Origin of the sequence: Paenibacillus sp. FSL R5-0928 (genome assembly GCF_037970385.1) — a bacterium.
In the GTDB taxonomy this organism is placed as follows: domain Bacteria; phylum Bacillota; class Bacilli; order Paenibacillales; family Paenibacillaceae; genus Paenibacillus_AQ; species Paenibacillus_AQ odorifer.
This window is the reverse complement of the sequence record NZ_CP150225.1, coordinates 207,591-232,213: the sequence shown is the minus strand read 5'-3', so window position 1 is coordinate 232,213 and position 24,623 is coordinate 207,591. Positions and strand designations below refer to the sequence as shown.

The 24,623-nt window shown below is 42.9% G+C and carries 21 protein-coding genes; 9 read left to right on the top strand and 12 right to left on the bottom strand.

Annotated elements, in window-relative coordinates:
* Nucleotides 1-107: 107 nt before the first annotated feature.
* From MKZ16_RS01110 to MKZ16_RS01085, 6 genes are all read right to left on the bottom strand, one after another.
* Complete coding sequence (locus MKZ16_RS01110; protein WP_051491493.1) at nucleotides 108-641, bottom strand: DUF1854 domain-containing protein; 534 nt, start codon at nucleotides 639-641, stop codon at nucleotides 108-110.
* Entirely contained in the window at nucleotides 634-2,829 is a 2,196-nt protein-coding gene (locus MKZ16_RS01105; protein WP_076105214.1) for an ABC transporter ATP-binding protein, read from the bottom strand. Before MKZ16_RS01105 ends, MKZ16_RS01110 begins: the two co-directional genes overlap by 8 nt.
* 160 nt (nucleotides 2,830-2,989) lie before the next feature.
* Nucleotides 2,990-5,371, bottom strand: a complete 2,382-nt coding sequence (locus tag MKZ16_RS01100) for a phosphoketolase family protein (RefSeq protein ID WP_179090012.1) — start codon at nucleotides 5,369-5,371, stop codon at nucleotides 2,990-2,992.
* Nucleotides 5,372-5,665: 294 nt separating this feature from the next.
* Complete coding sequence (locus tag MKZ16_RS01095) at nucleotides 5,666-6,388, bottom strand: GntR family transcriptional regulator (protein ID WP_036687196.1); 723 nt, start codon at nucleotides 6,386-6,388, stop codon at nucleotides 5,666-5,668.
* 87 nt (nucleotides 6,389-6,475) lie between these two features.
* Nucleotides 6,476-6,664 carry a hypothetical protein gene (locus tag MKZ16_RS01090; protein WP_076101096.1) on the bottom strand — a complete coding sequence of 63 codons (189 nt, stop codon included), beginning with the start codon at nucleotides 6,662-6,664 and terminating at the stop codon, nucleotides 6,476-6,478.
* Nucleotides 6,665-6,779: 115 nt separating this feature from the next.
* A complete protein-coding gene (locus MKZ16_RS01085) occupies nucleotides 6,780-7,478 on the bottom strand; it encodes a GyrI-like domain-containing protein (RefSeq protein ID WP_256715495.1) in 699 nt (232 codons plus the stop codon).
* Between the two features lie 119 nt (nucleotides 7,479-7,597).
* On the opposite strand from MKZ16_RS01085, the gene guaD reads away from it, so the two are divergent.
* The 3 genes from guaD (at nucleotide 7,598) to MKZ16_RS01070 (ending at nucleotide 11,707) form a co-directional block, all read left to right on the top strand.
* Nucleotides 7,598-8,962 (top strand): guanine deaminase, encoded by a 1,365-nt coding sequence (gene guaD / locus MKZ16_RS01080; protein ID WP_038568158.1) that lies wholly within the window; start codon nucleotides 7,598-7,600, stop codon nucleotides 8,960-8,962.
* 38 nt (nucleotides 8,963-9,000) lie between these two features.
* On the top strand, nucleotides 9,001-10,353 hold the full coding sequence (locus MKZ16_RS01075; protein WP_036687191.1) for a solute carrier family 23 protein: 1,353 nt from the start codon (nucleotides 9,001-9,003) through the stop codon (nucleotides 10,351-10,353).
* A 202-nt stretch (nucleotides 10,354-10,555) separates the two neighbouring features.
* Nucleotides 10,556-11,707 (top strand): glycosyltransferase, encoded by a 1,152-nt coding sequence (locus MKZ16_RS01070; RefSeq protein ID WP_038573993.1) that lies wholly within the window; start codon nucleotides 10,556-10,558, stop codon nucleotides 11,705-11,707.
* 48 nt (nucleotides 11,708-11,755) lie between these two features.
* Here the strand turns inward: MKZ16_RS01070 and MKZ16_RS01065 are convergent, their stop codons facing one another.
* A complete protein-coding gene (locus tag MKZ16_RS01065; protein ID WP_036687189.1) occupies nucleotides 11,756-12,097 on the bottom strand; it encodes a nitrous oxide-stimulated promoter family protein in 342 nt (113 codons plus the stop codon).
* A 204-nt stretch (nucleotides 12,098-12,301) separates the two neighbouring features.
* Here MKZ16_RS01065 and MKZ16_RS01060 point away from each other — a divergent pair, with 204 nt between their 5' ends.
* The 3 genes from MKZ16_RS01060 (at nucleotide 12,302) to MKZ16_RS01050 (ending at nucleotide 15,984) form a co-directional block, all read left to right on the top strand.
* Complete coding sequence (locus MKZ16_RS01060; protein ID WP_038568157.1) at nucleotides 12,302-12,784, top strand: sigma-70 family RNA polymerase sigma factor; 483 nt, start codon at nucleotides 12,302-12,304, stop codon at nucleotides 12,782-12,784.
* A complete protein-coding gene (locus MKZ16_RS01055; protein WP_076105213.1) occupies nucleotides 12,781-13,389 on the top strand; it encodes a zf-HC2 domain-containing protein in 609 nt (202 codons plus the stop codon). The genes MKZ16_RS01060 and MKZ16_RS01055 overlap by 4 nt, the downstream gene beginning before the upstream one ends.
* Nucleotides 13,390-13,602: 213 nt before the next feature.
* Entirely contained in the window at nucleotides 13,603-15,984 is a 2,382-nt protein-coding gene (locus tag MKZ16_RS01050; RefSeq protein WP_076105212.1) for a N,N'-diacetylchitobiose phosphorylase, read from the top strand.
* 74 nt (nucleotides 15,985-16,058) lie between these two features.
* Here the strand turns inward: MKZ16_RS01050 and MKZ16_RS01045 are convergent, their stop codons facing one another.
* The 5 genes from MKZ16_RS01045 to MKZ16_RS01025 all read right to left on the bottom strand — a co-directional run bounded on the left by MKZ16_RS01045 (nucleotide 16,059) and on the right by MKZ16_RS01025 (nucleotide 21,792).
* Nucleotides 16,059-16,469: a hypothetical protein gene (locus tag MKZ16_RS01045; protein ID WP_036687183.1), complete on the bottom strand. Its 411-nt coding sequence runs from the start codon at nucleotides 16,467-16,469 to the stop codon at nucleotides 16,059-16,061.
* Nucleotides 16,462-16,911: a LytTR family DNA-binding domain-containing protein gene (locus tag MKZ16_RS01040; protein WP_038568151.1), complete on the bottom strand. Its 450-nt coding sequence runs from the start codon at nucleotides 16,909-16,911 to the stop codon at nucleotides 16,462-16,464. The genes MKZ16_RS01045 and MKZ16_RS01040 overlap by 8 nt, the downstream gene beginning before the upstream one ends.
* Before the next feature lie 209 nt (nucleotides 16,912-17,120).
* Entirely contained in the window at nucleotides 17,121-19,706 is a 2,586-nt protein-coding gene (locus MKZ16_RS01035) for a metallophosphoesterase (protein ID WP_076105211.1), read from the bottom strand.
* 3 nt (nucleotides 19,707-19,709) lie between these two features.
* Nucleotides 19,710-20,975, bottom strand: coding sequence for a class I SAM-dependent methyltransferase (locus tag MKZ16_RS01030; protein WP_076105210.1), 1,266 nt, complete (start codon nucleotides 20,973-20,975; stop codon nucleotides 19,710-19,712).
* Between the two features lie 25 nt (nucleotides 20,976-21,000).
* A complete protein-coding gene (locus MKZ16_RS01025; protein WP_076105209.1) occupies nucleotides 21,001-21,792 on the bottom strand; it encodes a nucleotidyltransferase domain-containing protein in 792 nt (263 codons plus the stop codon).
* A gap of 229 nt (nucleotides 21,793-22,021) precedes the next feature.
* On the opposite strand from MKZ16_RS01025, the gene MKZ16_RS01020 reads away from it, so the two are divergent.
* The 3 genes from MKZ16_RS01020 to MKZ16_RS01010 all read left to right on the top strand — a co-directional run bounded on the left by MKZ16_RS01020 (nucleotide 22,022) and on the right by MKZ16_RS01010 (nucleotide 24,541).
* Nucleotides 22,022-23,335 (top strand): WYL domain-containing protein, encoded by a 1,314-nt coding sequence (locus MKZ16_RS01020; protein ID WP_038568144.1) that lies wholly within the window; start codon nucleotides 22,022-22,024, stop codon nucleotides 23,333-23,335.
* Nucleotides 23,322-24,119, top strand: coding sequence for a WYL domain-containing protein (locus tag MKZ16_RS01015; protein WP_076105208.1), 798 nt, complete (start codon nucleotides 23,322-23,324; stop codon nucleotides 24,117-24,119). The genes MKZ16_RS01020 and MKZ16_RS01015 overlap by 14 nt, the downstream gene beginning before the upstream one ends.
* Nucleotides 24,120-24,319: 200 nt before the next feature.
* Nucleotides 24,320-24,541, top strand: a complete 222-nt coding sequence (locus MKZ16_RS01010; protein ID WP_036687168.1) for a helix-turn-helix transcriptional regulator — start codon at nucleotides 24,320-24,322, stop codon at nucleotides 24,539-24,541.
* Nucleotides 24,542-24,623 lie beyond the last annotated feature (82 nt).

The window sequence follows — 24,623 nt, the reverse complement described above, 5'->3', positions numbered from 1 at the left end:
ACCAATGAGAGAACGCCATCAATTTTTTCCTTCGTAGAATCTACGGATAAAAAAAAGAGGCTCCGCAGACCATCAACAAATGGCTGCGGAGCTTTTTCACAACTAGACTATAAAACATCCTTCAGCTTGCTCCGGCTCTGAACATCCAGGGCTAGATAATCACGGATTTCGCATCTTTTCCCATTGATATCTGTAAGAATGATTCGCTTATGACTTGGATATTGCATATGCTCGTGCAGGTTCCGCATAACGATCCGGGTCTGGCCCAGATTCGTTTGCAGCTCCCAAATCCACATATCTGCTTTTTGCTTAATAGAATCAATGCGGGTTACAACCGGAAGAAAATACCGCAGCCGGAGCTCTGTGTCCACTTCCACGCGACTTTCTTCATCGAGCTGATCAATGTCACGAATGACTCCGATCTCCTCACTCTTGGAGTTACGAACTGAAATATACTCCGTGGTATATTGGAATGGAAATATACGAAAAAGAATTAATTCCTCATAGACCTGACCCTCCACTACTCCTTGAAACACGCCACCTTGACTGCGGCTAAAAGAGATTGCACCCGGTTCAAGAATGTTAATCTCATAGGGATCTTTAGGATTCAATTCCCCGTTAACAAGATTCGGATCACTCATGCATCTCAACCCCCTTAATCTGCGACATTTCCTTCTGTGCCTCAACTAGCTTGAAGTAAGCACCTTCTGCAGCAAGCAATTCCTCATGTGTACCCACTTCAATGATCTTACCGCGTTCAAGCACTACAAGCCGGTTCGCATTTCTTAGCGTGGATAATCGATGGGCAATCGCGAATGTCGTTCTGCCTTTTACCAGTCGCGAGATCGCTTCTTGAATTTGCCGCTCGGTCACTGTATCTACAGAAGCTGTTGCTTCATCTAGGATTAGAATTCGTGGATCGTGAATTATTGCTCGGGCAATAGACACTCGCTGCTTCTCTCCACCAGACAATTTATGTCCACGTTCCCCAACTCTTGTATCATAGCCATCCGGCAATTGAACGATAAAATCATGGGCGTTGGCGATTTTTGCAGCGCGCATGATTTCTAATTCCGTAGCGTCCGGTTTAGAATAGGCAATATTCTCAGCAATCGTTCCGTCGAATAGAAACGTCTCCTGCAGCACTACACCGATCTGACTACGCAGATCTGACTGGCTGATATTTCGGATGTCCACACCATCGATGGTAATGGTTCCCTCATCTGTGTCATAGAAGCGACAGATCATATTAATGAACGTCGACTTACCGGCACCTGAATGTCCGACCAGACCAATCATCTCGCCCGCACCCACTTTTAAATCCACGTTCTTGAGCACAGGATGATGTTTTTCGTATCCATAAGTAACCCGCTTAAACTCAACCTCACCATTTACGCGGCCGATGGCTGCTGGATTTACTGTATCAGGCACATCTGACGGAGTATCCATAATCTCAAAGACCCGATCTGCTGCTGAAATCGCATGGCTGGCCCAGTTGATCATTTGGCTCACCCACTGCAAAGGTCCGAGAAGCATCCCAAGGTAGGTCACCAAAGCAATTAGCGTACCGATGGATAATTGACCCTCCAGCACCGTTTTTCCGCCATAAAACCAAATTAATAACGTACCCACACCAGCAACCAACGCAAAAGCAGGAAACATCCCCTGCCATAAGCCTTCGATCCGAATATTATGCCGCACCAACTCCTTATTGGCGACCGTATAACGTGACATCTCTGTTGTTTCCTGGCCGAATGCTTTGACTACACGAATCCCCTGCAAAGAATCGCCAACCAAAGCGTTTAATCTAAAAATAGATCTCCACTGCTGGTACCAACGTCTGCCAATCATCGGCCATAACACGGTCGACAGCACCACCATAAGCGGCATAGGCAGCATAGCAAGCAGCGTTAGCTTCCAATCCATACTGAACATAATAGTGAAAATAGCGATTACCCGCAGCGATTCACCCGAGACCCAGATTACACCGTCAGTCATAAATTGCCGCATCGCCTCTGAATCATTATTCACCCGTCCAATAAATTGCGAAGATTGTCTTCGGTCGAAAAAAGATAAAGATAATTTCATCAAGGAATGATACACATCATGACGAAGATCACCCATGATTTTGGAACCAATCCATACCCCTATAAGTCCACGTACAGTCTGCATTAAAGTTATTACTAAGGACGTGGCTGCTAGCCCAATCACAATCCATAGAAGCGTCGAGCCCATATCCTTTTCTGTCAACACATTATCAACGATCATCTTCGTCAAAAATGGTGGAACAAGCTCTACCAATGTAGTAAAAATCAACATAATCGCCGCAGCGATCATTTGGATCTTATAAGGCTTAGCGTAACTCAACATCCGAAATAGAACCTTGCCGTTACTCTTGCACACCGGACAAGCTTGTGAATCTTCCGGCAGCGGATTGCGGCATTTTGGACAATTTCTTGGAAACTCTTTTTCAGAAGCGGTTGGCCGTTCCTCGCCTTTAGCTACAGCGCCAATTAATTTAGCAGCAAAACCAAATATAGAGGTAAGTGATGCTGTATAACGTATAAGTATAATCGGCCCCTCTTGGGTATCCACAAGCAACGAACCGCCGCCTACCCCGCCTACTACCCGGGCATCGGTAATATTCGAGACTAGAAGCTTTGAGACCAGTTTCCCGTCCGTCCCCCAAACGGAAACCTCCTTCTCAGTCAATACAAGCCACTGCTCACCGAATTGCCCATCTTTCATTAAATCAGATACAGAGTGAAATAAAGGTTGTTCTGCAAGCTGTATTTCTATAGACTTGGGAAGTTTATCAATAGATGTCATACATTTCTCCCCTTTCTTTACCCACCTATTTACTCACATATATTTACAGTGGTAAAGATGAAAAAATGATTATAATTGTTTTGTATGGTTACTTGAACAAATAAAAAGACACCTCTAAAGGTGTCTTTTTGTATTACTTCCTATGGTACTGGCTATACGTTTATTTCAAAGCTTTCCATACCCAGTTCTCTACTTCTGGCAAATCAATACCCTCTTCACGAATGAATTGGTGATGTTTCTTAACGATAGCATCCATTTCATCTGCGATCGCTTTATAGTCGTTAGCATTAGGCAAGCTCAGAACAGCTTCCTTCGCCAAGTCAAAGCGGTCCATTTGATTCAATACGCGCATATCGAATGGTGTTGTGATATCGCCATTCTCGCGGTATCCGTGTACGTGCAGGTTATGGTTATGGCGATCAAAGAACAAGTCTTTAATCAGACCTTCATATCCGTGGAAAGCGAAGATAACTGGTTTATCTTTTGTGAAAAATTGATCAAACTCTTCGTCAGATAAGCCACGCGGATCTAATTTTTGACTTCTCAGTTTCAACAAGTCTACCACGTTGATATATCTAATCTTAAGGTTCGGCAGTTTTTCATGCAGGATAGAGATTGCAGCCAAGCTTTCGATAGTTGGTTCTGTACCTGCAGAAGCAAAGACAACATCAGGCTCTCCACCTTGATCGGTGCTTGCCCAGTCAATAATCTTCAGTCCTTTATCCACCAGCTCTTGTGCTTCATCCGCACTGAACCATTGTGGACGAGGATGTTTGGAAGAAACGATCAAGTTAATTTTTTGACGGTCATTTAAGACGGTGTCAAAGACAGCCAGCAAGGAGTTCGCATCAGCCGGCAAATACTCACGGATAAATTCTGGTTTTTTATCAGCCAAGTGACCTAGCAAACCTGGATCTTGGTGAGTGTAACCATTGTGGTCTTGTTGGAATACAGTTGAAGTTGCTACCACATTCAATGATGGAATATCCGCACGCCAGCTTTGATCTGTTGCTTTACGCAGCCATTTGAAATGCTGAGTAATCATCGAATCCACGACACGCAAGAAAGCTTCATAGCTTGCAAAGAAACCATGGCGACCTGTCAATACGTAACCTTCAAGCAAACCTTCTGCCTGATGTTCAGACAATTGGGAATCGATAACACGGCCATAAGAAGCTAGGAATTCATCATTCGGCTCAATCACTTGATCCAACCATTGACGTTTCGTCACTTCAAAGACAGGTCCCAGACGGTTGGACATTGTTTCATCCGGTCCGAAAATTCTGAAATTGCGGTTCTCTTCGTTCAGAGAGATAACATCTTTCATGTATTTACCCAGAACGGCCATGTCTTGTGCTATTACTTCACCTGGTTTGGAATTATCAAGTGCGAACTTACGGAAATTGGGTAAGTTTAGATCTTTAATCTGGTTGCCAGCATTAGTAACTGGGTTCATTCCCATACGTCTGTCGCCAGTTGGCAGAATCTCAGCAAGTTCAGCGTTCAGACGACCATTGTCATCAAATAATTCTTCTGGTCTATAGCTGTTCATCCACTCCAATAACGCTGGAGCATGTTTCATATTCTTTTGATCCACTGGAATCGGCACCTGATGGGCACGGAACGAGTTCTCATTCGGAACACCATCCCATTGCTTTGGACCCGTCCAGCCCTTAGGAGAACGGAAGACCAACATTGGCCAAACCGGACGCGTAAGGTCATTGTTGTCACGTGCATTCTTTTGAATCGCTTCAATTCTTTCTACGATGGTATCAAGCACCTTAGCCATTTCTGGATGCATTAGATCAGGATTTTCGCCTTCAACGAAGAACGGTTCCCAACCCATACCTTTAAAGTATGCAGTAATTTCTTCTTTGGATTGACGAGACAGAATCGTTGGGTTACTGATTTTGAAACCATTTAAGTGCAAGATCGGCAGAACTGCACCATCAGTAACTGGATTGATGAACCGGTTGGAGAACCATGAAGCCGCTAATGGGCCAGTTTCAGCCTCTCCATCGCCAATAACAACAGCGGAGATTAAATCTGGATTATCCAGAATTGCACCTACACCGTGGGATAGAGAATAACCTAATTCGCCACCTTCGTGGATCGATCCAGGTGTTTCAGGGGCAGCATGGGAAGCAACTCCACCTGGGAAAGAGAATTGTTTGAACAATTTCTTCAGACCTGAGATATCTTGTGTAATTTCCGGATAAATTTCAGTATAGCTACCATCGAGATAGGAGTTCGAAACCATGACCTGACCGCCATGACCAGGACCCTCGATATAGAACATATTCAAATCATATTTAGTAATGACCCGATTCAAATGGGCATAAATAAAGTTCTGGCCGGGAATAGTTCCCCAGTGTCCAATTGGCTTAATCTTTACGTCTGCTTCTTTCAGCGGTTCTCTTAACAACGGATTATCTTTCAAATACAGTTGACCTACAGAGATGTAGTTAGTTGCGCGCCAGTATGCATCAAGCCTCTCTAAATAAGTTTTTGATGAGTAATCAACATCCATGGATAATACCATTTCTTCCACTCCCCAAAATTTTTTCTGTGTCTACATTGCCGTAATTTCTTCCACAAGTACATCATACCGCCGCCAAAAATTAATTCAACCTTTTCAACAAATGATACGGTCCAATTTTGTGAAAATATGAACATAGTATGAAAAACGGTGTCAATTGTCTGTAAAAATACGTCAATATTAATATATATGTAAAAATATGGGCTGAAGTTTGCGGGAGATATTTGCTGCTTTTCCTTCATCTATTTTGCGCAAAATAAAAAAAATAAGACCGAGAAAAATTCCCCAGTCTTACTTTTAATGAACGGACACAAAGGTATTAAATTTTAAGTATTTATAGTGGAAACGCATATGGGAGAATTCAAAGGGTGTGCCATTATCTAAAAAGAAAATCCCTTCCATAATGCTTACTGGCTCATTCGCCTGCAAATGCAGCAGCTCTTGATCCGTAGCCTCAGAGGGTTCTGCGGATATCGATAAAAAGGATTTGGTTACCGCCAGGTTCCGTGAATCCTCCAAATAATTAAAGATAGATCCTTCAATAATAGTCTGATTTAAGTTCTGCACGATTTTGATTGGGATATAACCCGTTTCAATCATAAAGGGTTCATCATCAAAAAGACGCAAGCGAACGATTTTGTATACAAAATCATGTGGTCCTAAAAACAGATCCCGTTGCAGTTCTTCCGTTGGTGGAATGACCTCGAATTTCAGAACTTTAATCTTTGGCTTCTTCCCATTCATTTGAAAATTGTCGGTGACACCTAAATTAGAGCCTTCGTAGTTAAAAATAGATTCATTTTTTATGTATAAAGGATTTATAAATGTCCCTGAGCCACGCTTTTTAAAAATAATTCCGGCATTTGCCATTTTAGTCAGAGCACTTTTAATAGAACTACGACTCACTTGATAAGTTTCACTAAGCGTTCGTTCATCCGGTAATTTCATATCGGGGAACTGCCCAGCAAAAATTTTCATTTTTAAGTCATCAATAATTTGTTTGTAGACAAACTGTGTCATGAAGTACTCCTTTTCAGGTCGATACAAGTTTTATTTCAATCTTTACTATAACATAATAACCAGACGTTTATAATCTATCCGGCCACCTTATTTACGACGGCGATTTGTCATGCGATTGTACATCACTAAACCGGCAATGACCATGCCCAGCGTTCCCATACTACTCGCTGCTTCAGCCTGCATACCAAACAAAATGCACAGGTTAGTGACCAAGCTTTTTGTAAGTACAGCAACAATAATTAACATCAACGGGCGCCAAATGTTGTATCTTCTCATCCAGGCAACACTCCTAATCCAATTTTCTCAAACTATCGATCGATTTCATCTATTATATCACAAGATGGTAACCGCATTCATTTCCTATAACCGTAAAGGAATCGAAGCCGACCTGCTATTTTTTATTAATTCTATATCTTAAAATGGTTTTCAACTTTTCGTGTTCTACTTTTCTAGCATCCGACAGATAAATTTCTCTATGAACAAGCGTTTTTAGCACATAATTGTTTTCATCTATAAACATTTTTAATTGTTGGAATGATTCAGGTTCACTATCATATGAACCAATATGCAAGATTTGCACCGATAAGCCATCTTCTAATTCATCAAAATATGCCTCTTTCAATAGGGGGTGAGGTTTCTTTTTATTTACTATCTCAAAAGCTCTTTCTACCGTCTCTCTTGTTACAAAATCCGGTTGTCTTATCATTATTGTATATAGTAATTCATCTTTTATTAAATCCTTGTGATTTCTACCTTCCTCTGTCAAATCCCATAATCCTTCGAGTGGATATACCGTATAATCAAAATAACCCTCCGGAGTAAATCCATTTTTAGGCATCATTTTCACCGCATAGGCCAGAGAGTATAGAACCCCGACTCTTTCTGAAAAATCCTCATGATTAGGATCACCTTTACCTTTTATACAGATGAATTTCTGTTTCCCAACTTCTAATAATTGCGGCTTAGCTTTGGGTTGATATAACTCCTTTTCATGCTTTCTATATTCATGTTTTGGCATTTTGCTTCCCCCTATCTTTTTCTGTATTCTAGCATAGCGAACATGACGTCTATGCGTCATATTCGGTTTCAATTCCTCCGCTCCTCCTATCCGTCAATTACGCCTTTATTCGACTTTTGGTCTGGACTTATCCTTTTTCACGGATTATAATAACGAATGCACACCAAAAGACGAACATTAAGGCGGAAATCATGAGAAAATATATGCAAATATTCCTAGGCACTTCATTTTCTAGCCTATCCCCAAAAGAAATTCAAATTTTAAAGGACCATCTCTTCTGTATCAACACGGATGGGATGATAGAAATGATTGTTGCACCGAAGCACCCCGACTATCAACCCTTGCTTGATGCTTATCAAGGTCAGGACAATTTTCATGTATTAGCTGAAGGCCAGTATTTTTTGCCCGGCTTTATCGACCTGCATGTTCACGCGCCACAATGGGCTCAATCTGGAACTGCATTAGATATTCCACTCTATGATTGGCTAAATACTTATACCTTCCCACTGGAGTCTAAATTCTCGGACCTGGCTTTTGCAAAAAAAGTCTACGATGACGTGGTTGGCACTTTGCTCGCAAACGGAACAACTACAGCACTTTATTTTGCAACGGTGCATAAAGAGGCCAGTTTATTATTGGCTAAAATATGTGCGGAAAAAGGGCAACGTGGACTCGTTGGAAAAGTGGTTATGGACGATCCGCAGGGAAATCCTGAGAATTACCGCGACTCCGACACCCATACCGCACTAGTGGATACGGAAGAATTTATACTAGCTGTACAAGAACTCGCTAAATCTACTAAACAAGGCGTATATCCGGTAGTGACACCAAGGTTCATTCCAAGCTGCACTAATGAGGCTTTACAAGGCTTGGGAGAACTAGCCGCTAAATATGATACGTATGTTCAATCGCACTGTAGTGAAAGTGATTGGGCGCACGGTTATGTGCAAGAACGGTTCCAGAAGAACGATGCTTTTGCCTTGCATGATTTTGGTCTGCTCAGTGATAAATCTGTAATGGCACATTGTAATTTTTTAGATGAAGATGATGTGAATTTGTTTGCAGAGACAGGAACAGCAATTGCTCATTGTCCGATATCCAACGCGTATTTTGCCAATAGTGTTATTCCGATCGCTGACTTCCATGCCAAAGGCGTGGAGATTGGTTTAGGCTCTGATATTTCCGGAGGTTTTTCACCTAGTCTCTTCGATAACATTAGACAAGCCGTAATGTCTTCAAGAATGCTGGAGGATGGTGTGAATCCTTCCCTGTCTGCACCAAATCGCGGAGTACCCGGATCACGGATTACGATCCATGAATCCTTTTATCTTGCTACCGCTGGCGGCGGGGAAAGCTTAAGCTTACCTATCGGCCGGTTACTAGAAGGTTATACCTGGGATGTTCAAATTATTGATACGAAATTACCGTCGGCGAAATTGCCCATCTTTGATGAGAATGAGGATTTGCAAGATATTTTTCAAAAGATAATGTATCTGGCCCGGCCTGAAAATATCCGTGAAGTCTGGGTACAGGGTGAAAAAGTTCATTCGCGTTAAAGATTAATTAAACTAAAAAACTTAAGGTGGGCATCGGAGTGAAAACACAAGCAAACGTACAAGAGCAAGCACATTTGGAATCACAGCTATTAACTGTCCTACCCGATGAAAAAGTTTCATTTAGTAAATCCGTCATTCTCGGTTTTCAACATGTATTGGCTATGGATGTCTATGTAGTGCCATTCCTTATTGCGATGTTAATCGGCTTACAACCCAATCAGTCCAGCGCGTTAATCCAATCCACCTTTATTGCCGCAGGACTTGCAACGATTGTGCAAACCTATTTCTGTATGAAGCTGCCTATCGCTCAAGGTCCTTCTTATGTTCCGCTTGGTGCGATCGTCAGTATTTATGCGGCTAGTGGTGGCGGGGAGCTCGGTTGGAGCTCCGTGTTAGGTGCCAGCTTAATCGGGGCCATCCTGGTTATTATTTTGGGCTATGCTGGAATTTTTAATAAAATCGTCAAAAACTTTATCCCACCTATCGTAGGAGGCACAATCATTTTCATTGTAGGTCTATCTTTATTGCCTGTTGCGATCAGAGATAATATCTACGGAGCCTCCGGCGCTTCAATTAATCAAAACGTATTATTAGCCCTTATTTCAGGCGCTACACTGCTTATTTTTGTGATTCTCGGTACTTTGTTCCGTAATAAAGGATCTATCTTCCGAATTCTTTCCGTAATGATGGCGTTAGTAGTCGGATGTATTTCCGCTAATATTATGGGCGTTTTAGATTTCTCAGCGATAAGCAACGCTAAATGGTTTAGCATGCCGCGGATCGCTTTTGTTGATTTCGGCTTTTCCTTCAACTTTTCAGCTATTATCACCATGGTTATTATTTATATCGTGCTGCTGGCTGAAACAACAGGCACCTGGTTTGCGGTCAGCAATGTAATCAATAAACCTTTGACAGACAAAAATATTAACCGCGGCGTAATTGGAGAAGGAATTGGCTGTCTTATTGCCTCTGTGCTCGGTTCGACTCCTGTTACAGGTTATTCAACTAATGCAGGGATCATCTCCATTACAGGTGTTGCCAGCCGCCGGGTCTTTCTCGCTGTAGGAGGATGGTTTGTCCTCTTTGGTTGTTCTGGTAAACTCGCCGCTTTGATCTCTTCCATTCCATCCGCTGTAATCGGCGGCGTCTTCGCCATCATCTGCGGCATCATCGCAATTAATGGTGTGCAAGTAATGAAGAATGTAACTATCGGCGAAAAAGAAATGTACATTATTGCCTTACCTATGATCATCACCTTGGCGTTGGTACTCATTCCTGGTGACTACTTGAACTCTTTACCTACATTCGTGCAGTATTTATTAGGCTCACCTATCCTAGCTGCTTCATTGGCAGCGATCTTATTGAATAAATTATTACCTAGTGGAAAATAGAAAATAAAAAGGAGCAGCCCCTAAAGGAATCGATAGATCTCCTTTAGGGGCTGTCTTTTTTAAAGATCATCCCATATTGGCCCCTGTCCACTGCCTATTTCGATCCTTAAAGGCGTTTGACTAGACCAGGCTAAAGTCCCTGAATATATTGTTATTATTTATCCTATTCAAGGGCTTTTATTAAATGGTGGGGGTGATCATTCTGGCTATCCGTTACAGCATCATAATTCCAACCTATAACCGACTTCAGCAGCTGCTACTTACACTCACTTCATTCGAGACACAGACCTATCCCAAGGATCGATTCGAGGTGATCGTCGCAGATGACGGTTCTACAGATGGTACCAAGGAAATGGTCGAAAGCTTTCAAACTTCTTATCCGCTTATTTATGTCGCTCAGCAGGAACAACGCGGCCGTTCTGCCGTGAGAAATCTGGGGCTGAGTCAGGCAAAAGGGAAATACGTCATCTTCTGCGATGCGGATTTTCTAGTATTCCCTGACTTCATTAGGATCGTAAACCAGTATCACCGTAAATATCCTAAGTCCATAATTTCAGGTATTCCACACTCATGGGATGACGCTTATACCCACTACTACCCAGACTTTTCTCCTGAAGAAAAAGAGCATTGCCGCAATACACTTTCGCCTTCTAACTTATGGAATCCCGACTTCGAATCAGCGACTGAAATCATCCCATTAATCACACCCAATGATATCCTTCAGCAGACGGAGACGTTATCAAAAGTCACCTTTCCCTCAAGAGTTCCTCCAAATACTAAAAAACAATTTGCCAGCACAGATGTAGCCCCTTGGATGTTACTCGTCACACGTTGTGTGTCCATAAGACGCAGCCAATTAACTCGTGCTGGAGGTTTTAATGAACAGTTTATCCTCTATGGACTCGAAGATTGGGACCTTGGGTATCGACTGCATCGATTAAAAATCCCTTTTCACAGCATCAAAGAAGTTGTCGGCGTTCACCAAGAACATCCAACCCACTTCAGAGGAAACCTCATAAATATTGAGAATCTAAAAATCATGTTCAAAAGCTACGGGTTCAATGACTCCTCCCTAAATCTGTTCGCCCTTGTTCCCCCAAACGAAGACTTAGAGAAGTATAAACATACTTTACGGGTCTTGCGCAGAGGATACCGAACGAAGTTAACCCGTTCATCAGCAATATTAATGAGAAGAACGTTACGGATTGCCGCCAAACAGCTCTATGAACCCAAGGATACCGCCGTATACCAAGAGTCGTTAAGACGGATAAGTGTAAAAGTAAAGAGAAGAAAAAGCCGGGTTGCCCGGGTTTTGCGAGAGATTTTGGTGAAGGCTGAAAAACTGGGAGAATGATATCTAAAAACACATTAAGCCGGGCATCAAATGATGTCCGGTTTTCACTTATTTTCTCAATTTATTGGGTAGCGGAATATGCCTAATCGACTCAATGGGATGATAGAGCAGCATCCACGGACCAGAAAAACGCATAACCCCTTTAATTCTTTGGCGATAATCCGGTTTGTAACAATGAACAGGACATTTGGCACAAGCTGTTTTCTCTTCACCAAATTTACAATAGGCTAGCCTCTTCAGCGCATACTCATTTAATTCCTGACATTCCTCACAAAACCCCTTATGATGATGTTTTTTCTTACAATATATACGAATCATTTTGGTAACAAGCTCTTGTTCTTTTTGAATTTTAGGACCCTCATTTAACTGCCGGTTTACCTTTGTTATCATATATGAACCCCCTTGTAACTTGTACAATAAGATCTCATGTAATTATAAAGGGTAACCCTACTGTGAAACCAGCCTTAACGCTGAACCTCCTTAATTCCCTCACATACCGGGGATGAAAGCGATAATTGTATAAATCAAATTTTTTAAAAAAAACTTGTAACGTTTATAGCTTTTTACGGATATATAACTTGAGGAGGTGAATGGATGCAGGACAACGAGCAATTATACAGGGAATATTCAACCCAAGTATATAAATTCGTATTTAGCCTTTGTCATAATCACTTGCTGGCAGAAGAAATTACCCAAGAAACTTTTTATAGAGCTATAAAATCGATAGACAAATACGATGGGACCTGCAAAGTATACGTATGGCTCTGTCAAATTGCTAAACATGTGTGGTATCAGGAGCTGGACAAGCAGCGCAAGCGGAAGTCTGAGGAATTAGAAGACGCTTCTTTGGCTAACGCAAATTCAACAGAATCCCAGTTCATTTTTGCTCAGGACAAAATGGATTTATTTAAACAACTTCATTTACTTGATCCAAATACCAAAGAAGTATTATATCTGCGTTTAACCGGAGAATTCAGTTTTCGGGAAATTGGCGAAATTCTTGGAAGAGACGAAACCTGGGCAAGAGTTACCTTTTACCGTGGAAAACAAAAATTGATGAAAGGAAGATCTTCATGAAATGCGAGATTATTCAGGATTTATTACCTTCCTATATTGAAAAGCTAACCTCTGTACATAGTAACGAAGAAATCGAAAAACACCTGCAATCCTGTGAAAGCTGCCTTCAATCCTATAATGAAATGACCGCCACAGCAAATCTAAGTGTGCCTATTATTGATAAAGAGGAAGTTAACAAACTCAATTATTTTAAAAAAGTGAAAAAAAAGAATATAAAAACTCTCATTTTTTCCGTCTTATCGGTACTTATACTGGCTACGGCCCTTATTGGATTTTTTGTTATCGGTTTCCCTGTATCCTCTAAAGATGTAGTCATAGATTATCAGAAGACAAAGGATCGTTTGGAGGTTCATCTAACTTTGGAAAATGGCAAGGACCTCGTGTTCTCAGGAAAAACTAAATTTATCCGCGATGAGAATAATAATGTAATCGGTTCTGAAACTAGGTATACGCCTAGAGGTTTACTTCATAATCCCTTTGATGATGTAGGAAAAAAAGTTATGTTGGGGACGGAGATTCATACCGATCTGGATTTTCCAAACAAGTTTATTCTTGAATTCAAAGATAAATCTATGACGTTTGTTAATGGTGTTTTAGTGGAGTAGACATGCCGCAAAAATAAAAAAAGACACCTTTCAAGGTGTCTTTCGCTTTACACCTACCAAAAAAGTTAGCATTTTTGTTCGTTTTTTCGCTAAAATATAGGGTTATCGATTTACTAAAAGTATCTTATAATAAAATTACACATGGATATTTTACCCCTTTGTGAACGCGCGTTTATAGATTGACCCATTAACCACTTAATAGGAGGAATGGTTATGCAATATGGTTATTTTGATGAAAAAAACAAGGAATACCTCATTACCAAGCCGAATACGCCTGCCCCTTGGGCGAATTACCTCGGCTCGCCGGAATATGGCGCGATCATCTCAGGTAACGCAGGCGGTTATAGCTTTGTAAAATCTGGCGCAAATGGGCGGCATATCCGTTACCACTTCAACTCTAAGGACGAGCCCGGACGCTATATTTACGTGAGAGATTTGGAGAACGGGGATTATTGGTCCGGCTCCTGGCAGCCTGTGGGTAAAGATCTGGAGCAATATAAGTCCGTATGCCATCATGGAACCGGATACACGAACCTCGTCTCGGATTACGATAACATCCATACAGAATCATTATATTATGTGCCACTGAACAAAACCTACGAGGTGTGGCGCATGAAGGTGCGCAATGATGACTCCAAAGCACGCAAGCTGGCTCTCTTCGGATTTGTTGAATTAACCAACAATAACAACTACGAGCAGGATACCGTCAACCTTCAGTACACTTTGTTTATTTCACGGACCTACTATAAAAATAATATGATCCTTCAAGTCATCAATGAAAACACCCCCGAAGAACAGACCTGGAGATTCTTCGGCGCTGCAGGTGCAGAAGTTACCGCTTATGACGGTGACCGGGATACGTTCCTAGGCGATTACCGCAGTTATGGCAATCCAGCCTCTGTCGAGAACGGCCAATGCTCCAATTCATTAAACTACAATACTAACTCCTGCGGTGCCCTGCAGATTAACGTAGATTTGCAGCCGGGAGAAGAGAAAGAAATCGCATTTCTACTGGGACAGTATGATGAGAAAGGCGCTTCCGAGATTCTCAGCCATTATAAAGACTTGTCCGTGGTAGATAAAGAACTCGAAGAGTTAAAAGCATTCTGGCACAGCAAGCTTAACCGCTTCCAGGTCCAGACACCAAGCGATAACCTGAACAACATGATCAACACTTGGAATGCATATCAATGCTTTATCACTTTCATCTGGTCACGAGCAGCCTCTTTCCAATACTCCGGTCTTCGTAATGGACTGGGCTATCGGGATACGGTGCAGGATATTCAAGGCATCATTCATCTGGATCATGAGATGGCCCTTGAATGTCTTAGACTGATGATATCCGCCCAGGTTTCCAACGGCGGTGGACTTCCGTTGGTGAAATTTGACCACAATCCTGGGCATGAGGGCACACCGGATGATCCGGAATATGTACGGGAAACTGGTCATCCCCATTATCGGGCCGATGACGCTTTATGGCTGTTCCCAACCGTCATTAAATACTTGAATGAAAGTGGCAACTGGGATTTTACAGATGAAATAATCCCTTATTCGGATAAAGGTGAGGGCACTGTGTACGAGCATTTGCGCCAGGCGCTTCAGTTCAGTCTGGATCGTATGGGCGCACACGGCATGCCGGTTGGGCTTCATGCCGACTGGAACGATTGTCTACGGCTTGGAGCGAAGGGCGAGTCGTTGTTCGTCGCATTCCAGCTGTATATGGCATTCAAGGTGTTCATGGAAATTGCACAAAATAAGAACAAGCCTGAAGACATTCAATGGGCGCAGGGCCTGCTTGATGAGCTGGACGATAACATTCAAAAGCACGCTTGGGAGAACGATCAATTCGTCCGCGGATTTACAGAAGACAACTATACCATCGGCTCCTGGGAGAATGATGAGGCCAAAATCTGGCTTAATCCGCAAAGCTGGGCCGTATTAAGCGGTGCAGCCCGCCCGGATCAGGCGAAGCTCTCCATGGACAAAGTGTATGAGAATCTGCGGACCGATTACGGCACTATGTTATTCTACCCACCGTTCCGTGAATACGGTTTGCCAGTAGCGTTGATGGCTCTTTTCAACGCCTCAACTAAGGAAAACGGCGGCATCTTCAGCCAGCCGCAGGGATGGCTCATTCTGGCGGAAACCATGATTGGCAACGGTCGGCGCGCGTTCGAATACTTCCTGAATTGCAGTCCGGCCAGCATGAACGATAAGGCCGAAATCCGCAAACTCGAGCCTTATGTACATGGCCAGTTTGTCGAGTCCAAGGACAGCCCATATCAAGGCCGGGCCCATGTCCACTGGCTGACCGGCACCGCTTCAACCGTAATGGTCTCCTTGGCGGAAGGTATTATGGGGGTTCAACCGCAATTTGATGGCCTTCGCCTCAACCCGTGTGTTCCTTCCGACTGGACAGACTTTTCCATGGTCCGGGAATTCCGTGGGAAGAAGCTGAACATCCAGGTGGAGAACAAGAAAGGTGTACAAAAAGGGGTTACCCATATCGTTATTAACGGTGAAGAAATTCAAGGCAACCTGATCCCCGTCGCCAAAATGGCGCCAGAAAACAACGTGCTCGTTATTATGGGTTAAAGCGTATTTATGAGGAATAGATAGGAGGACGGACCGATAAGGTGCGTCCTCCTGTTTTTACAATTAGAACGAGGTTATTTCAAAATTTTATTTAACTCCTCAGCTTGTTTCCTGCTATTAATTCTGGCGTAGAAATAGAAAGCTATAGTGTGCAGTATAACCGATAACAACAACATTCCAGGCAACCAGGGGCTTATGAAGTTGAACATTTCTTTTGAGAATAACCACACCATTCCCATTCCGCCAAATATACTGAAGGTCGAAGAAATCAGAATATTCCAAAGCGGTCTTAACGTGAAATAGTTCCACAACACATTGTACATCACTCCGAATATCCCCGCGGAAATAATGGCGATACCTGCAATACGCCATAGATATAACATATCAATAGATTGATCCTTGAAAAACACAGTTAACAGTAGCGTTATCCATAAAGAAGTTAAAGTAAACACCTGAAAAAATGAATTTTTTAATTGATTAACCATGATAGTTCCTCCTGAAATTTTTAATATAATAGCGGCTGACAAAATAACAAGAACCATTCGTCAGAATCACTTTTATTCTCGCATTATCCGTTGCTGAGAACTCTTTTATGTAGCTGGTGTTGATTATGGTCTGATTATTAATTTTTATAAACTGAGGTGAATTCAGAACTTCTTCAACAAATTTCAATCGTGTATTAAGAAGAAACATTTCTCCCGTAATTACACGTACACTGCACATACGGCCTTCCGGCTCTATGACCGCGATTGAGCTGGATACAATCGAGACATTGCGATCATTTTTGGCGTTGATGACCATGATCCGTTTCTCCGATGTTTGAATGGCTACTTCGATATTTGCCCAATGTTCCTTTTCAGCCGGGTGGGTTGTTACTTTCGTAGTACCCCGGTCCATTTCTATGTCCTCTTCAAAAATGATTTCCAAGTTGTGCTGCCTCCTCTCAGGTTTCATATTATTATCAAAAAAGGCCTATGACCACTATCTTACGTTTTCTTGCATTAATTTGTCTGTTTGTTGCAAGATAGCTGTTTCCGCTTCCTCCCCGAACGAAAAAAAGACTGCCGGGACCTTCCCGACAGCCTGAACTCATTCTCATAATTGGCAAACCAAGTTTCTTCGCCTGTAACAATCCTCTACAACCTCGGGTCGATCTCTTTCTCTTTCGTTACCTCGAATAACAAGTTTGCTGCAATTTGCTTGTAGTCCTCGTTGTCAGACGAGATCTCATCCAGCTTCACTTCTAGCATTTGTCTGCCCAGCCGGTGTTCGATTAAGGACGTACGAAGCTTAGGAGCGATATTCTTCTGCTTCATCAGCTTGGCATACTTATGTGGAAACTTGTAGTCGTACCCGTAGATGATCGACAGGTAGCCCGGATTGCGGACCTTCATGTATGGGACTACCCCCTGCTGTTCTTGCTCCGGTTTGATTACAATTCCCTCCATATGTTTCTCTACCGTTATCTTTGCGAAATACTCCTCTGCTCTGATGTAAGCATCAGGCTCTTTCAAGTCCAGAACCAGAAATTCATCCTCGTTTAAGAACCTGTATAATTCGGAGGTTTTGCCGTCAGGTACCCGTTCAGCGCCATTCTCCAGCACTTCCTTCAGGATTGCAAAAGGTTTGTATGTTAATTCCGCATCACCCGCATACAGCTCCAGTTGCTGCTTGTATACTCGGTAGGCTTCGTCACGCTGGTCAAGATCTACATACGATTCTCTTATGTCACGGACATGCTTAAAAGTCTGGTAAACATGAGACCCATAGTTATTGTTAAGCGTCTCTTTCGACATATGGTGCTGGTCTTGTTCAAACCCGCTTACTTCAAAATCCTGTATCAGTTTACCCAGTGACTCCTCAAATCCATATTGTCTTAAGAAATCCAGCTCTGTCTCCAGCGCTTTGCCAATTGGCCGGAACTGACGCTCAATTAACCCATCCCCAAGCGCTTTCCAAGGCAGCAGCTCGCCATCCAGTAAAAGCACACGGATCCCCTGCTCAGCCATATAGGTTCCGAATTTATGAAGCAGCTGTTCGTAGATAGGCGTCAGATCGACCGCCTGAACCTTATAGCCGTTCCGGCTAATTGCGTAACACTGCTCTAAGTTCCGATAAAGGTACAAACTACAGCGTGATCCCATATATTTAGGCTGCAGAACGACTTCTGAAATACGACGTTCGGCAAAATAATCCAACCCTTTTCGCAGAGACTCAAGCTCACCGGCAGCCACATCCTTATCCGCAGGTGACATCGTCCCGGAGATGAAGTTGACCCGGTTCTGCGAGGAATACTGCAGTCTGCGCACAGACTCGTAATCAAGCTCCAGCAAGGATACGGTTTGCTTTTCCCGGAACAGGATAGGTAGCTCTTCGTGCACCGTAGTCACATGCGATTTTTGACTTTTATAGAAAGGTTTAAACGACATGCGAACAGAAGTTAGTTCATTACCCTGCGCACTCCCTGTGTCAAGGTGGAGTTTGTTTTTGATCCGAAAAGTCTGCTTGGCTGCAATATGTCCGAAGAGATGAAAGGGGTGATTACTCACAGCCTCTTGCTTTAGGAAATCAAGCTGTTCCTCAAAGGAAACCTCACGATCCAGCCGAAAGTTACGCTGATGGCGTAGTGAATTCGTATCCAGCTTACCAATGTACTTATTACGGCAAGGAGCATGGGTAACATAAAAAGAAGGACCTTGCATACCGATATAGCGGTAAAAGGGCTGGGATTGCTCCACTAAATCCGAAAATTTACTAAAAAGCGCGGTATCCTCCTTAAGCACTTGGGTGGAATCAAAGTACGTTCTTAGCAGTTCCGGATCGGTTCCTTGAATCTCCCCCTTTACGTACTTGTATACAAAGTTCTCGTGATTGCCCATAACAAATAGGAAATGCTCGCGGTTATCAAATAAGAACTCAATCGTCTCCCGCGTCTTTTTACCCTTATCAATCCAGTCACCAGCAAGAATGACTCGTGTGTTACTGAGCTTATCTGTTGCACTTAACTTACCTTCGTGCTCCCGGTAGCCGTAATTACGTAATAGTCCCCGAAGCTCTTCGACACACTCATGAACATCCCCAACCACAATATACTCTTGTGCTTGTAGAAGTACCGTAGATGCGTAAGTATCCCAATCCTGTATAATCACCCGGTAGTCCGGGTTAGGTATCCCTTCACCCTCGAGAATAAAATCTTTAGCACGCACTTTATGAATCTTGTTGTAACCTTCCCGTGACAGAACAGGCAGGACTTCTTTTCTCAGCCGGTTTAAATGATTGGAGATTAGCTTCTTCGAGCGCTCCGAGACGTAGTAATCCTCCCGTTTGCGGTAATCAAACAGAATAACCTCCAGATTGTAATTATTTTGCCCGGCGATCTCACGGACTTTACTACGATAATCTTCGGATAGCCCAATGGTATCCATCACCACAAACTCCGCATTAATCGGAAAAGAAGTGACTAACTTCAATCTCTCAAACAATAATTGAAAGGTATGCGAACTCGCCTCCAGCATAACCTGATCATACTTATCATAGTCGTAGCCCAATATCTCCTGACGGATACTATCCGAGGATAAGTACTGCACATTCGTACGTAACCCTTTAGAAACATCCTCTAGTTTTAACTGCGGGATCAGAACTTCTTTAGCAAAGGTCGATTTCCCACATTCCGTTGCTCCTACAAGCAGAAATATGGTATGTACACGTGTTTGAATTTCCACTGTCTATTCCTCCTTTCTTCGCACAATAGCGCATTGCGTCGTACGGATCTCGCCAACCCGGTCACCAACCATCAAATATTCGACCTCGACTGCTAAACCTTGAATCGTATCCAAAACCCATTGCCCGAACGCTTGCTGTCCCATTTCCCACTTGTGATCCTCATGCCGGAATCCTTCCAGCTCATAATAACGATTGAAATCAGCATTCGGTGTGGTCACAATAAGCTGTTGAAAATTCACATTACCGATTATTTGCTGAATAAGCTCTGCTGCCTCACCTTCGCTCATGTGCTCTACAACTTCTGTTAGAATCACATCAACCTGCTCCCCGTTGTACGACTCCAGAAAATGGTCCAGTGAGCCAAAGGTTGCAATGTTATCAATGTCCTTAGCTTTCGCTTTCCGATTCACAACCTCCAGCAGCTCCTCAGCTATATCTACCGCATAATAGGTACTCTCTATTTTCCCGGCAAACGGAATTGCATAGAAACCTTCTCCGCAACCGATGTCCAGAATCGGCTTATTGAATGGAAGCACACTCGAAATAAAAGTACGCCGCTGCATCGCAGTACCGCCATACTCCAGCCCAATAGAATACTGATCCGTTTGTTCGATGGAGGCTTTATATCGCTTGAACCGTTCCTTTGAGGTAAGGAAATTCCTTGCAAATAGACTTCTTATATAAAAGGGTGCATCAATGACGTTAAGGCTGCGGATATATTTATCCAAAATAGCATCCGAAATATCTATGTACTCATCCCCAAATATGGATAAGAACAAGGACAGCACACCAACAACATGCAAGAGGTGATACAAGCTTTTATGTGTGGTAATCGTCAGCGAATAGCTCTTATGTGCCTGATGCTGCAAGGAGAAGGTATATCCCTTTAAATGCTTTTGGAAAAATACAATATAGTGTATCCGCTCAACCTGAACCATATTAATGAAAAAAGAATGCTCATATCCTTCCGCATCCCGTTCATCCTGGGCTTTGAAGGGTGTAGCGAAAAACTCATTGACCGCATTAAGCGGAAATAGAGGTGTATTAAACCGGGAGACATTTAAATACTCAAAGCTCTCGCTTCCGTTCTGCTTGTAGGATATATCGTTATCTGCATCCTTAAAATAAACGTTATAAGTTGCCTCATCAGAATACCATCCATAAGCCACTCCCTGACGAACCGGACGAAGCTGCATACCTGTCACTGGATTTTTTTTAATTAAAAAAGTGAATTTTGGATTCGTAGATTTCAGTTGTACAATAGCCACTACCATCTTCCTCCTATCAATCTTTCTATAGAGCCCGTCCCCATACTTCCTGTAAAGCTTCTCGAAATAGAGCATCCAGCTGATGATCTCTGTTGTTCTCCTTAGCATTCAAGGACGCCGCCACCTTATCCAACACTTGGAACTGTTCTTCTAAATAATCGTTAATCACGGTTAGCTGCGGTCCGTAGTCTAGTTCTTCACCGGATTTTTTTCGTGCCAGCAATTGCTGAATCACCTGCCACAGCTCTTCATCCTTCGGAATAAGCCGCTCTACCAGTACATCGAACTCCATCGGCGGCATCTCTCCATATCGGTGAGTCCACTCACAAGCTAGAACGGGACGAAGCACATAAAAGTACTTTTTGATCTTGACCTGTTCGCCTTGCAGATAATCACGGTAGTTCCCTCTTGCCATGTTTAAATAATGGTACATACAAGACTTCCGCGAAAATGTGTACGGGGAGATGCTTCTAAGCTTCTCTGCTATACTGTACTTTTCTGCATATTGAATGGGTGATTGCAGCCACTCCAGCAGCGGTGGATTTGACTTCCGGAATAAATTCAGTGCTTTACGCAAATCCCAGCCATTGATATCAAGCATATTGTTAATAGGACGCTCGATCACATCCCGCTTATCAAAAATAGATAGATACCATTCCGGTTTATGCAGATAAATAAATCTCACATCATAATCACTGTCCTGCGATGGGAATCCCCAGGCCCGGCTGCCTGATTCGCAGGCATACAATATTGTAACTTGCTCCTCATATTCAATCTGTTCCAGCTGCTCACAGATAAGCTTGTTTATAGGATCCATCTTCATCCCTCCAGATCGGTTACTTCCCTATTCTCTACCATTGATACTATTCGAACGCCTCTTCAGAATTGCTTCGGCTTCATGGATCTATCTTCGCTCATCTTCCCTGTAACGAACAGGGCGGAAGTATGGCGGCGGCCAAAAATACTTCCATTTTATTCAACTCTGGTGCTTAATATAATAAGTACTACTATTTCTAATGGATTCGCTACAGGCTGGAGGGATACAAATGGCCCGGGAAAGTTTTGACAAGGAGATTCAATTTCTTCGCATGCTCTCTTTAGCGGGGGGAGCTTACAGCAGACAACAATTCGCCGATCGTCTCGGCATTTCTGTACATACCTATGACAAAACGCTGCGCAACCTGAAGGGCATGGTAACCGTCTTACAACAAGACCTGCCTACAGAACAAGGAACGGAACTCTCTGAGTGGCTCCGCTATAACTATTATGAATCTGCCGACCCGCTGCTCCTGTTCTTGTTCCGGGCGAAGTCGCTTAAGGAAACGGAGAGCATCCGGCTTACTCTACTATTAACTGCGCTTCAGACTCAGGAGCTAACGGCTAAAGATCTACAGGATGTCTGCAGTGAGCAAATGCCAACCGATTGTCCAATGCCCGATGAGAAGACCATCCGTGGAGATCTGAAATATCTTGAGGAAGTTGGCGTTATTCTTCGTGTAAATGAGGGCCGTCCTTATCGATACAAGGCTGCTAACGATCTGATTGATCAATTATCGGGCGATCAGCTCTTGGATCTTTACGACTATGTTGATGTCATCGCCAACACGCAGACTCCGTCGGTGCAAGGTTACCTGCTGCGCGACACCTTAAAAAAGGTCCTGCGGAAGCGGGGTTATAACCCCGAAGCTACGGAAACCCATAGATACAAGTATAATTATCATTCACGTATTCTTGACGAGGCACACCTATACACAATTTTTGCAGCGATTCAGCAGCGAAAAAAAATTAAGTTTCTATATCTATCCCCTAAAAAGGGCAAAAACTACGCCTCTCAGAATACCAATCCTCTCTTTGAGCGGGAAACAAGGGGCGTCACAGAAACCGTTCTTCCCCTCCGCGTCATCTATGACCATCAATATGGGCGCTGGTATTTAATCGGACATAATTCACGTATGGGCATCATGAAATTCCGAATGGAGGGCCTTACTCAAATTGAGGAGGGCGACACTGTGGAAGAATCAGAGTTTGCTCAGAAACTCAGCAATCTGGAAGAGCAGATGACAAACAGCTGGGTTATAGATACCACCAGTGCAATTAAAGTGGCTGCGAGATTTTATAACCCCAATCGCTCTGGTGTTAATTTTATTCGGGAGCGGGTTGAAGCGCAGGGACAGTGGGGAGTAATTACGGAAGAGTCCGATTCTACATTCCTTTATGAGATCACAGTGAATGGTATTTATGAAATTAAGCCGTGGTTACGAAGCTTTGGTTCGAGCTGCGAGGTATTAGAACCCCCTTGGCTGCGTAAGCAATTTATCGCGGAGTGGAAGGAGATTCACAGCTATTATGAATCCATTTGAGAAAATATTTAACTTCCAAATCATTTCACGCCTCGACGAAGTGGGTTCATTAGCGCTGACCTCCCAGGAACGTTCCTGGCTGAAAACCATGTTAATGCACCCGGCCTCAGAAGCAGCTTTTACACTGGATACCTTAAGTGAATTGAACTCCATATTGGAGGCAGAAGCGTCCACAGAAGTGCAGGGAATTATTATGGAGAAAGCTAAAAGCAAAGAGCGGCAGGTCTATCACCCAATGCTTCGTACACTCCGCCGTATAATCATGCAGAATCAAGCGATCCTTATTACTTTCCATATTAAGCATGGAGGCCAACGAACTGACCAAACCGGGTTCCCTCATAAGCTGGAATACAACATGTATAAGCGGGAGTGGTATTTGCAATGGTACAGCACCCGGCAACGTTCTCTTATGTCCACTAAACTAAAAAACATTGTTTCTGTTGAAGTAGCTCCCTTCCCTGCCAAACGGATTGATGACTTAAAAGCAAGAATAACGCGATTATTAGAGGATCAGAAAGAATGTGCATGTATTCAAGTCATTCCCACCTTTAATGCTGAGCTGTCCCGAATTCTGTACGCCTTTTCCTGTTTTGATAAATCCGTGTCCTTTGATGAAAATTCGGGCATCTATCGAATCAAAGTCATCTACATGAGAGACGACAGCGAATTCCTATTGTCCAAAATCCGTTTTCTTGGCCTGCGCGTAAAAATCGTCGAGGGTGAGCATCTTAAGCGGCGCATGCTGAAATCCGCAGCTATGGCGATTGACCGGTATGGGGAATAACCGAGAATTAGTATAGGCTGGTCAACTATCCTGAAGCGCTGAAACGTGCTTATATAGTAAAGTAAAAGACACGGTTAAGATGTCTTTTACTTTACTTACAGCAGCTTTCTTAAAAACTGAGAGGTTTATTCTCATGAAAAGAAAATCCGTCTTATGCGTATAGTCAAGATGAAAACTCAGAGTTAGTGAGGCGATTAGAAGTGGGAAAGAGAGTTATAGTAAAAATATCAGAATTGACTAAAAAACATAAGATTTCCCTACGAGAATTGTCCAGAATATCCGATGTCCGACATGCTGCATTAAGTGAGTTAGCTAATGGAAAAAGGGAGAATATTAACTTTAGTCATATAAGCAAAATTGCAGAAGCTTTAAATATTGAGGATATTCGTGAGATTATTGATTTGGTTGATGATAAAGATTAATCAAATAAACACAAAATTGATAGTTTTTCAATCGACAATAACTCAAGTAATAAGACCATAAGAAAAAGCAAAGAAAAGCGAC

Excerpts from the sequence above, each read along its gene's own strand:
- MKZ16_RS01110 (WP_051491493.1), bottom strand. The coding sequence starts at position 641 with ATGAGTGATCCGAATCTTGTTAACGGGGAATTGAATCCTAAAGATCCC.
- MKZ16_RS01105 (WP_076105214.1), bottom strand. The coding sequence starts at position 2,829 with ATGACATCTATTGATAAACTTCCCAAGTCTATAGAAATACAGCTTGCA.
- MKZ16_RS01100 (WP_179090012.1), bottom strand. The coding sequence starts at position 5,371 with ATGGTATTATCCATGGATGTTGATTACTCATCAAAAACTTATTTAGAG.
- MKZ16_RS01095 (WP_036687196.1), bottom strand. The coding sequence starts at position 6,388 with ATGACACAGTTTGTCTACAAACAAATTATTGATGACTTAAAAATGAAA.
- MKZ16_RS01090 (WP_076101096.1), bottom strand. The coding sequence starts at position 6,664 with ATGAGAAGATACAACATTTGGCGCCCGTTGATGTTAATTATTGTTGCT.
- guaD (WP_038568158.1), top strand. The coding sequence starts at position 7,598 with ATGAGAAAATATATGCAAATATTCCTAGGCACTTCATTTTCTAGCCTA.
- MKZ16_RS01065 (WP_036687189.1), bottom strand. The coding sequence starts at position 12,097 with ATGATAACAAAGGTAAACCGGCAGTTAAATGAGGGTCCTAAAATTCAA.
- MKZ16_RS01060 (WP_038568157.1), top strand. The coding sequence starts at position 12,302 with ATGCAGGACAACGAGCAATTATACAGGGAATATTCAACCCAAGTATAT.
- MKZ16_RS01055 (WP_076105213.1), top strand. The coding sequence starts at position 12,781 with ATGAAATGCGAGATTATTCAGGATTTATTACCTTCCTATATTGAAAAG.
- MKZ16_RS01050 (WP_076105212.1), top strand. The coding sequence starts at position 13,603 with ATGCAATATGGTTATTTTGATGAAAAAAACAAGGAATACCTCATTACC.
- MKZ16_RS01045 (WP_036687183.1), bottom strand. The coding sequence starts at position 16,469 with ATGGTTAATCAATTAAAAAATTCATTTTTTCAGGTGTTTACTTTAACT.
- MKZ16_RS01025 (WP_076105209.1), bottom strand. The coding sequence starts at position 21,792 with ATGGATCCTATAAACAAGCTTATCTGTGAGCAGCTGGAACAGATTGAA.
- MKZ16_RS01020 (WP_038568144.1), top strand. The coding sequence starts at position 22,022 with ATGGCCCGGGAAAGTTTTGACAAGGAGATTCAATTTCTTCGCATGCTC.
- MKZ16_RS01015 (WP_076105208.1), top strand. The coding sequence starts at position 23,322 with ATGAATCCATTTGAGAAAATATTTAACTTCCAAATCATTTCACGCCTC.